Annotated in this window: 7 protein-coding genes; 6 read left to right on the top strand and 1 reads right to left on the bottom strand. The window is 67.6% G+C overall.

Features of this window, described 5'->3' with window-relative positions:
- Positions 1-146: 146 nt before the first annotated feature.
- Positions 147-665 (top strand): MerR family transcriptional regulator, encoded by a 519-nt coding sequence (locus GZ998_RS12270; protein WP_161925322.1) that lies wholly within the window; start codon positions 147-149, stop codon positions 663-665.
- 23 nt (positions 666-688) lie between these two features.
- Positions 689-1,648, top strand: a complete 960-nt coding sequence (locus GZ998_RS12265) for an aldo/keto reductase (protein ID WP_219110009.1) — start codon at positions 689-691, stop codon at positions 1,646-1,648.
- A gap of 150 nt (positions 1,649-1,798) precedes the next feature.
- On the opposite strand, the gene GZ998_RS12260 is transcribed toward GZ998_RS12265, so the two are convergent.
- The gene (locus GZ998_RS12260; RefSeq protein ID WP_162678514.1) at positions 1,799-3,406 is read right to left on the bottom strand and encodes an Hsp70 family protein; all 1,608 of its coding nucleotides are present in this window, start codon (positions 3,404-3,406) and stop codon (positions 1,799-1,801) included.
- 318 nt (positions 3,407-3,724) lie between these two features.
- Between GZ998_RS12260 and GZ998_RS12255 the strand changes: the two genes are divergently transcribed.
- The 4 genes from GZ998_RS12255 (at position 3,725) to GZ998_RS12240 (ending at position 9,071) form a co-directional block, all read left to right on the top strand.
- Positions 3,725-4,951, top strand: coding sequence for an inorganic phosphate transporter (locus tag GZ998_RS12255; protein ID WP_161924024.1), 1,227 nt, complete (start codon positions 3,725-3,727; stop codon positions 4,949-4,951).
- Positions 4,948-5,184 (top strand): hypothetical protein, encoded by a 237-nt coding sequence (locus tag GZ998_RS12250; protein ID WP_219110007.1) that lies wholly within the window; start codon positions 4,948-4,950, stop codon positions 5,182-5,184. The genes GZ998_RS12255 and GZ998_RS12250 overlap by 4 nt, the downstream gene beginning before the upstream one ends.
- 110 nt (positions 5,185-5,294) lie before the next feature.
- The gene (locus tag GZ998_RS12245) at positions 5,295-6,821 is read left to right on the top strand and encodes a glycoside hydrolase family 32 protein (RefSeq protein WP_162678515.1); all 1,527 of its coding nucleotides are present in this window, start codon (positions 5,295-5,297) and stop codon (positions 6,819-6,821) included.
- Between the two features lie 228 nt (positions 6,822-7,049).
- Positions 7,050-9,071 (top strand): sucrose-specific PTS transporter subunit IIBC, encoded by a 2,022-nt coding sequence (locus GZ998_RS12240; protein ID WP_203233859.1) that lies wholly within the window; start codon positions 7,050-7,052, stop codon positions 9,069-9,071.
- The last annotated feature ends 1 nt before the right edge of the window (position 9,072 follow it).

Raw genomic sequence — 9,072 nt, 5'->3', positions numbered from 1 at the left:
CCGACGTGGGGTTCTATCGTGGGCCCATGGCCGGGAGGACCGGCCCGTGCGCGCGTCCCCGCGCGCGCCCCGATGTTGACAGGAGCCGGCAAGTGAGCGCCAACGAAGCGAGCCTCCGCGCAACCGCACCCCAGCACACGCAGGGGATGCTCTTCGGTGACCCGCTGCCGCAGCTGGACCTGAACACCGGTTACCGCGGCCCGGTGGCATGCCGTGCCGCCGGAATCACCTACCGCCAGCTCGACTACTGGGCCCGCACCGGGCTGGTCGAGCCCTCCATCCGGTCCGCCAAGGGCTCAGGATCACAGCGCCTGTATGCCTTTCGCGACATTCTGCTGCTGAAGATCGTCAAGCGGCTGCTGGATACGGGGGTGTCGCTGCAGCAGATCCGGGTGGCGATCAATGCGCTGCACGAGCGCGGTGTTGAGGACCTGACCTCCATCACGCTGATGAGCGACGGCGCCTCCGTCTACGAGTGCACCAGCGCGGATGAGGTCGTCGACCTGGTTCAGGGCGGACAGGGCGTCTTCGGCATCGCCGTGGGCCGCGTGTGGCATGAGATCGAGGGCTCGCTGGCCGAGCTGCCGGTGGAGCACGCCGCCGACGGCCCGGTAGTGGAGGACGAGCTGGCCAAGCGCAGGGCCGCGCGCCAGCAGGCCGTGTAGAACGATCGTGCAGGAGGCAGACGATGACCCCGACTAGGACGCTCGGCAGCTCAGCCCTGGCGGTCAGCCCGATAGGCCTGGGCGGTAACGTGTTCGGCTGGACTGCGGATGAGTCGGCCTCCCATCGAATTATGGACGCCTACCTCGACGCAGGCGGTAATTTCATTGACACGGCCGACGGCTACTCACACTGGGCCGATGGCCATGCCGGCGGTGAGTCCGAGGCGGTGATCGGATCCTGGCTCCACGCACGACGCCGGCGCGATGACGTCATCATCGCTACCAAGGTATCCACCAAGCCGGATCGCAAGGGGCTCGCGGTCGGCAATATCCACGCGGCTATCGACGAGTCCCTCACGCGCCTGCAAACCGACTACGTAGACCTTTACTACGCCCACTTCGATGACGCGGACACGCCGCTGGAGGAGACTGTCGCCGCATTCGAGGAAGTGCGTGCGGCCGGCAAGGCGCGCTACGTGGGACTTTCCAATTACACGCCGGATCGGGTGGAGGAGTGGTGCGCCATCGCCGCTGCCAACGACTTCGCAGCCCCCGTGGCCCTGCAGCCCCACTACAACCTCCTGCACCGCCAAGACGTTGAGGGTCCTGGAAATCGCGGCGAGGTGGCTGCGACTTACAACCTGGGCCTGGTGCCCTATTTCTCTTTGGCGTCGGGATTCCTGACCGGCAAGTATCACCCTGGCAGCGCGGCCGACTCGGAACGCGGCGGCTGGGTGAAGGACTACCTGAGGCCGGAGTGCTTCGCCGTGCTGGACGTACTGCGGGAAGTGGCGGTAGGGCACGGCGTCGCACCTGCTGCGGTCGCCCTGGCCTGGTTGCGCGAGCGGCCCGGCGTCGTGGCGCCGCTCGCGTCCGCGCGCACGGCTGCGCAACTGGGCCCGATTGCGGATGCGCTGACGCTCGAGCTCGCCCCGGGGGAGACAGCAGCCCTGACAGCTGCCTCGGACCTGGCTCGGCCATAGGCTCCGGAGCCAGCGGCACGCCTAAAGCGGCACGCTCGGGCCCGGCCTTGCTGACAGGCGCTTGTCCACACAGGCGGCTCCGGCGCTAGAACGAACGCGCTTTAGGCATCCGCTTTTGGCATCCTGCCGGACGCCCGCGTGAAGCATCGCCTAAGCGGTGCGGCGCCCCAGGACGTAGGTGCGGGAGTAGCCGTCGGACAGGTCTGTCAGCGTCACGCGAATGAGCCCGGCGCCGTCAATGTCGTAGCGCTCCTCGATTACCGGACCACTGCCTAGGCGGTGCACCGGCGTGTGCATGAGGTCTTCCACGTCCCGCAGGGAGCGGTCGAAGGGGAACAGGACATCCTCGTACGGCGCGAGCTGACCGCGTGGCTCTCCCGCATCATCCACCCCGGCGCACTCCACGTACCGGAAGCGGCCGATGTTGTGGACTGCGGGGTAGCTGCGAGTGATGACCGTCCCGTGCGCACCATCGGCACGCTCCTGCACCGATTCCTCGGTGAGGAGTGCGTCGAACACGGTGCGGGCGCCGCCGTCGGCCTCCCGGAACACGCCGAACCCGCGGGACAAGCGGTCGGTCAGAGCGACCGCGGCGGTACGGTCCGCGGCAATGGCTAGGCCGATCGCGGTCGAGGCGCCGGGGTAGGGCGAGCGGTGGACTCTGCGTCCGAAGCGCTCACGTAGCAGGCGGGGGACCAGCGGGAAGGAGGAGGCGCCGCCAACCAGGTAGATGCCGGCGATCTCCGCCAGGTCCGGCCCGCCGTCGTCCAGGCGGCCAATCAACGGGGCCATGGTGTCCAAGCTGCGCTCGATCAGCGGGGTTGCGGCCGAGTAGAAGTCGGCCGCCGGCAGCACCACGTCCTTGCCGCGCAGGATGATGACCAGACGCCGGGTCTGGGGTGCCATCGCCTCCTTGACGTCACGGCACTGGTCGAGCAGGTCGTCCAGCTCCCTGGTGGTCAGCTCCTCCTCCGCCAGCCCGGCCCTCTGGAGGGACAGCTGTGCCAGCAGCAGGTCCAGGTCATCCCCGCCCAGGTCGCCGACGCCGCGCGAGGCGAGCACCTCGTGCGAGTGGCCCCGCACGTCCACCAGAGAGGTATCGAAGGTGCCGCCGCCCAGGTCATAGACCAGAACGCGGGTCCGGCGGGAGGACACGGTGGCCGACTTGCGATGGGTGTACTCGAATCCGGCTGCGCTGGGCTCGTTGAGCATCGCGGTCACGTGGAATCCGGCTGCGCGGAAGGCATCGAGCGTGATCAGCCGCTGGGCCCCGTAGGCATGCGCCGGCACGGCAACCGCGATATGCGCGTCCTCGTCGGCCGGGTCCGCGCCCTCCAGGGCATCGGCGGCAAGCAGGTGGTTGCGCAGGGTGATCAGGTAGTCGGTGAGGATCTCGGCGATCGTGAAAGTGGCGTCTCCGAGCTGTACTGGCGTCTGCGCCGTAACAGTGGGGGATGACAGCAGCCGCTTGAGGCTGCGCAGCAGTGGCGCGCCGCGGCGGGCGGCGGCGCGGGCCTCAAATCCGTGAACCAGCCCATCGGCGGTCAGCGCGGTCAGCGAGGGGAAGAACTCATGGATGTCCCCCTCGGTGTCGGTGAAGCCGATAACGGGGTAATTGCCGCGGTCCGCACGGCTGACGACGGTGCGCGTCGTGCCGAGATCGATGCCGAGGTCCAGGGGCGCGGAGGGAACGCGCCGACGCTTGCGGACTTGCCGCGTACTGTTGCTACCACTTCTGCTACCACTTCGGGCTGCCATGGGCGTGACCCTATCGCTCCCTGGCGCCTATCGCCCGTTGGTTCGGCGGGGCGCCGCCGAGGTGTGTGCCGCTTCATGCCCGCGACCCGGCTCGCGCGGCTCGGCGGATCGGGCGGGCGGCGTCGGCGGGGCCACACGGCGAGTGAACAGTTGGTGAATTCCAGCCGCCTGCGCTGTAGCGGACGGTCCGCCCCGGGTAAGAATGACGGCAGGACGCGTTACCGCGGCCCGGACCGGTGCACCGCACGGAGCGAACCCGCAGGCAGCTGCGGAGGGCTCAGGCAGTACCACCGGCCCGCACACCCGACCGGGAATGGCATGAGTACAACCCTATTCATCGTCGTCGTGGTCATCGTTACGGCGCTGATCTTCGACTTCACTAACGGCTTCCACGACTCCTCCAACGCCATGGCGACCTCCGTCGCCACGGGCGCCTTCACACCTAGGCGCGCGGTGCTGGTTGCCGCCATCCTCAACGTGGTGGGAGCCACGTTGTCCACTGAGGTGGCAAAGACCATCTCCCACGGCATGTTCGACGACGCGCTGATCCAGGCGGCGCCGGCAATGGTGTTCGCCGGCCTGGCCGGCGCGATCCTGTGGAACCTCGCTACCTGGCTGCTGGGCCTGCCCTCCTCATCCTCACACGCGCTGTTCGGCGGGCTGATCGGAGCGGTAGTCGTGGCCGCCGGCTTCCAGGGGGTGCACTGGGGCACGGTGGTCTCGAAGATCATGCTGCCGGCCTTCATCGCCCCGACCGTGGCTGCACTGGCCTCCGCAGTCGCAACCTGGATCAGCTACCGCATCACCGGACCGACGGACAAGGTCAGTGACAAGCTCTTCCGCTACGGTCAGCGGATCTCCGCCTCAATGGTGGCGCTGGCCCACGGAACCTCGGACGGGCAGAAGACCATGGGGGTAATCACCCTGGTACTCATCGCCGCCGGCTACCAGGAGCCGGGCACCGCCCCCTACTGGTGGGTGGTACTGGCTGCCGGTGCGGCGATCGGCCTGGGAACCTACTCCGGGGGCTGGCGCATCATGCGCACCATGGGCAAGGGCCTGGTTCATATCGACCCGCCGCAGGGATTCGCCGCCGAAACCACCTCCACCGTGGCGATCCTGGCCTCCTCGCACCTGGGCTTCGCCCTGTCCACCACGCATATCTGCACCGGCTCGATCCTCGGCACCGGGATCGGCCGCGGCGCCAAGGTCTCCTGGAGCACCTTCGGCAAGATGGGGACCGCCTGGCTGATCACCCTGCCGTGCGCCGCCGTGGTTGGCGCAATCACCTCTTTCATAGCGGTCCGGGGCGGGGTCGCGGGCACCGTCGTCGTGATTGCGCTGCTGCTGCTCAGCGCTCTGCTCATCATCCGGCAGGCCAACCACAACAAGGTGGACTTCTCCAACGTCAACGACGCCGACAAGGTGGTTGTGGCCAAGCAGACCGACCCTGAGCTTGGGCGTGCCCCCAAGACCCTGGACCAGGTGAAGCGGGAGCTGGTGGGAGCCAACCCCGCAGACCGGGGAACGGGAGCGCTGGTATGAGCATCGACTGGTCCTCGCTCGGGCTGGTCACCCTGGTGACCGTGGCCGGCGCCGCCTTCATCCTCTCCGTCACCTCCGCGGCTGTGCGCATGCTCGCGGCGGTTCGGCTCAAGCGGCAGAGCGGACAGGTCAAAGGCCTGCACCTCGCCGAGGTCGCCGCGGGATTCTTCATCGCCTGCGTGGTGGGTATCGCGGTGTTCGGCCTGTGGCTGCTGATCCCGTACTTCCACTAGTCGCAGCTTCCGGTAGCGGCTCCTGCCGACCCCTGTCGGCCCCGCGGGCACGACACTTCGGTCGGTAGGTTCGTCGTCCGGGTCAGCGCGCATACTGTTAGGGTCGCCACATGACCGAGGATCTGAGGGCGGCCGCCCTGGAGGCGACCGACCGCTCGCACGCAACTGCCGACCCCGACTACCCCGTGGTGCACCTGGCGCCCCCGGTCGGTAGGCTCAATGACCCCAACGGCCTGCTGGTGGACTCCGGCACCTACCACGCCTTCTACCAGTTCAGCCCGTTCCACCCGCACCGCAAGCTGGTGTACTGGGGGCATGCCTCATCCAGGGATCTGCTGCACTGGAAGCACCACGACCCGGCGATCATCCCCGACTCCTACTACGACCTCTCCGGGGCATACTCCGGCGGCGCCGTCGTACTGGAGGGGGAGGAGCTGGCGGGTGCGCCAGCAGGTGTCGGCTACCAGTTCTTCTACACCGGCAACCTCAAGGACCCGGTGACCGACGAGCGCACCGCCAGTCAGTGCCTGGTGACCAGCACCGACCTGCAGCGCTTCGACAAGTGGCCGGACAACCCGCTGCTGCCGGACCACCCAGACGGCTATACCGCCCATTACCGTGATCCCCAGGTTTGGCGTGATCCCGACGTCCCGGGCAGCTTCCGCATGCTCCTGGGCGTGCAGCGCGAGGACCTGACCGGCGCGGCGCTGCTGTACCGCTCGGAGGACCTGCGCTCCTGGAGGCTGGAGGGAGAGCTAAGCTTCCCGGACGCCGACGGCGCCTTCGACCGCTTCGGCTACATGTGGGAGTGCCCCGGGCTGGTGCGGCTGACCGACGAGCTGACCGGTCAGGTGCGCGACGTGCTGATCTGGTGCCCGCAGGGCATTGAGCCGGATGCGGAGGGGTACGAGAACATCTTCCCCTGCGTCTACACGGTTGGCCGCCTGGAGGGGACCGAGCTGCGCGAGTGCGACGGGACCTTCGCCGAGGTGGACCGCGGTTTCGAGTTCTATGCGCCCCAGGTCTTCGCTCGTCGTCCCAGTGAGCCCGGCCCGGTTCTGCTGACCGGTTGGGCCGGCAATGCCTCAGAGGATGATCAGCCCTCAATCGGCACCGGCGGCTGGGTGCACGCCCTGACCGTGCCGCGCGTGCTGACCCTGCGAGGCGGCCGCCTGCTACAGCGTCCGGCAGTCCCGCTGCCGGACGATGCCGCCGTGCTGAGCGCCGCGGGGGAGCGGCTGGGGGGAACAACCTCCATTCCCGAACTTGACGGGCACCGCTCCTGGCGGCTGCGCGTCCAGGCCGATGCCACTCACCGGTGGGGCCTGCGCATCGGTGACGAGCGCTGCTACGTCACCATCACGATGGAGTCCCGGGACGGCGATGCGCGCCTGGTTGTGGACCGCTCCCACTCGCGCTACACGCAGCACGGGCAGGTGCGCACCGTTACCGTGCCTCGGGGAACGCGCCCGTGCCTGGAGGTGCTGCACGACCGTTCCGTGACCGAGGTCTTCGTCGGCGATGGCGAGATCGCCTTCACGCTGCGCAGTTTCGTAGAGCCGACCGCAGGCGGTGCCGCCCTGATCGGCGATCAGCGCACGCTGCTGGAAGAGGGCTGCGCCGTGGCCTACGACTGACACCAAACGACTGCGATTCCGGCAGGCCTGGCACACGCACCTGAAGCACGCTGTTTCGGGCTTCAGAATCGGGAATTGCTTGCGTCTTCAGGGGGCGTGCCGGTAGTCTGACTATCGTTTGACATAGGTCGACGCGTTGGGATCGGTGACCGTACCCAACGCACCGGAGTCCTCCGTCGAGCTCAATGCAGAGTATCCAGTTCCCACAGAAAGGAAGCCCGGGTGGCAATGGATCACGCCCGTGTGGCGAGAGACGTCCTGACGTATGTCGGTGGCGCCGATAACATCAACGCAGCCGCTCACTGCGCGACGCGCCTGCGCCTTGTCCTGAACGACATGGACAAGGTGGACCAGAAGGCGCTTGACAAGGATCCCGATCTGAAGGGCACCTTCGTGGCCGGCGGCATGTTCCAGATCATCGTCGGCCCCGGAGACGTCGACATCGTCTTCGACGAGATGGTCAAGACCGGCGGCGTCAAGGAAGTGTCCAAGGACGAGGCGAAGCAGGAGGCGGCCAAGAGCGGCAATATCGTCTCTCGCTTCATCAAGATGATCGCGGACATCTTCGTCCCGATCCTTCCCGCCCTGATCGCCGGCGGTCTGATGATGGCGATCAACAACGTGCTCACCGCGAACGACCTCTTCTTCAAGGGTGATTCGCTGGTGGGGCGCTACGGCTGGCTGGCCGATTACGCCGAGCTGATCAATATGATCTCCTCGGCGGCCTTCGCCTTCCTGCCGGTGCTGGTCGGCTACTCAGCCACCAAGCGCTTCGGCGGCAACGTCTACCTGGGTGCCGCCATGGGCGCGGCGATGGTCTCCACCTCGCTGCTGTCCGCCTACAACATGGCGGATGAAGCGGCCGCCCAGTCCTTCTGGGAGTACACGGGCGCCAACCCCACCTGGAGCCTGTTCGGCCTGACGGTCGACAAGATCGGCTACCAGGCCATGGTCATCCCAGTGCTGTGCGTCGCCTGGATCCTGTCCACCATTGAGAAGTGGCTGCACAAGCGGTTGTCCGGAACTGCGGACTTCCTGCTGACCCCGCTGATCACCATGCTGGTCACCGGCTTCCTCACATTCGTGCTGGTTGGCCCGATCACCCGGCAGCTGTCCATCTGGATCACCGAGGGCCTCGACTGGACCTACAACACGCTCGGCCCGGTTGGCGGATTCCTCTTCGGCCTGGTCTACTCGCCGATCGTGGTGACCGGTCTGCACCAGTCCTTCCCCGCCGTTGAGATCCCGCTGCTGCCCGTCAACGGCGGTGTCGGTGACTTCATCTTCCCGATCGCCTCCATGGCCAACGTTGCGCAGGGCGCTGTGGCCCTGGCGGTCTTCGCGCTCACCAAGGACGCCAAGATGAAGGGTCTTGCCGGTGCCGGTGGTGTCTCCGCCGTCTTCGGCATCACTGAGCCCGCGATCTTCGGTGTGAACCTGCGCCTGCGCTGGCCGTTCTTCATTGGCATGGGTGCGGCTGCCATCGGCGGCGCCGGTGTGGCCCTGTTCAACGTGCGCGGTGCCGCTCTGGGCGCGGCCGGATTCGTCGGCTTCGTCTCGATCATCACCGAGAAGATTCCGGTCTACCTGGCCCTGGAGGCGGTCACCTTCGTCATCGCCTTCGCAGCCGCCTTCGCCTACGGACGTACCCCCAAGGGGCAGGCCTCCTTCGCCGCTGACGACGAGGTGGATGAGGCCGCCCTCGAGGCCGAGGCCACCAAGGTTCACTCAGCCACGGTGGAGCTGCCCGCCGAAGCGGCTACCGACTTCACCATCACCTCGCCCATTCAGGGGCGGGCGGTGCCGCTAACCGAGGTGCAGGACCAGACCTTCGCCTCCGGGATGCTTGGCCCGGGCATGGCGGTGGTACCGGCCTCCGGTCCTGTCGTCTCCCCGGTCGACGGTGAGGTGCTGGTCGCCTTCCCGACCGGCCACGCCTACGGCCTGCGCTCGGCCAGTGGCGTGGAGCTGCTGATCCACGTCGGTATGGACACGGTGGAGCTCAACGGCAAGCACTTCACGCCCAAGGTTTCAGCCGGTGACAAGGTGCTGCGCGGCCAGCCGCTCGTAGAGGTGGACTGGGCGGGCGTGACCGCCGCCGGATACCAGACGGTCACCCCGATCGTCGTGTCCAACGCAACCGCCTTCGGTGGGGTTACCGACGAGCACACCGGTGCGGTGGCCCGCGGCGACTCCCTGTACGCCGTCGCCCCCGCCGCCGAGCCGGCAGCACCGGGAGCCGGCGCCTGAC

Source organism: Actinomyces sp. 594, assembly GCF_019325145.1.
Taxonomy (GTDB): domain Bacteria; phylum Actinomycetota; class Actinomycetes; order Actinomycetales; family Actinomycetaceae; genus Actinomyces.
This window is presented reverse-complemented; position numbering and strand designations above follow the sequence as displayed.

Bases quoted from the DNA above. Each gene is read 5' to 3' on its own strand.
- GZ998_RS12265 (WP_219110009.1), top strand. From the start codon at position 689: ATGACCCCGACTAGGACGCTCGGCAGCTCAGCCCTGGCGGTCAGCCCG.
- GZ998_RS12240 (WP_203233859.1), top strand. From the start codon at position 7,050: ATGGATCACGCCCGTGTGGCGAGAGACGTCCTGACGTATGTCGGTGGC.
- GZ998_RS12260 (WP_162678514.1), bottom strand. From the start codon at position 3,406: ATGGCAGCCCGAAGTGGTAGCAGAAGTGGTAGCAACAGTACGCGGCAA.
- GZ998_RS12255 (WP_161924024.1), top strand. From the start codon at position 3,725: ATGAGTACAACCCTATTCATCGTCGTCGTGGTCATCGTTACGGCGCTG.
- GZ998_RS12270 (WP_161925322.1), top strand. From the start codon at position 147: ATGCTCTTCGGTGACCCGCTGCCGCAGCTGGACCTGAACACCGGTTAC.
- GZ998_RS12245 (WP_162678515.1), top strand. From the start codon at position 5,295: ATGACCGAGGATCTGAGGGCGGCCGCCCTGGAGGCGACCGACCGCTCG.
- GZ998_RS12250 (WP_219110007.1), top strand. From the start codon at position 4,948: ATGAGCATCGACTGGTCCTCGCTCGGGCTGGTCACCCTGGTGACCGTG.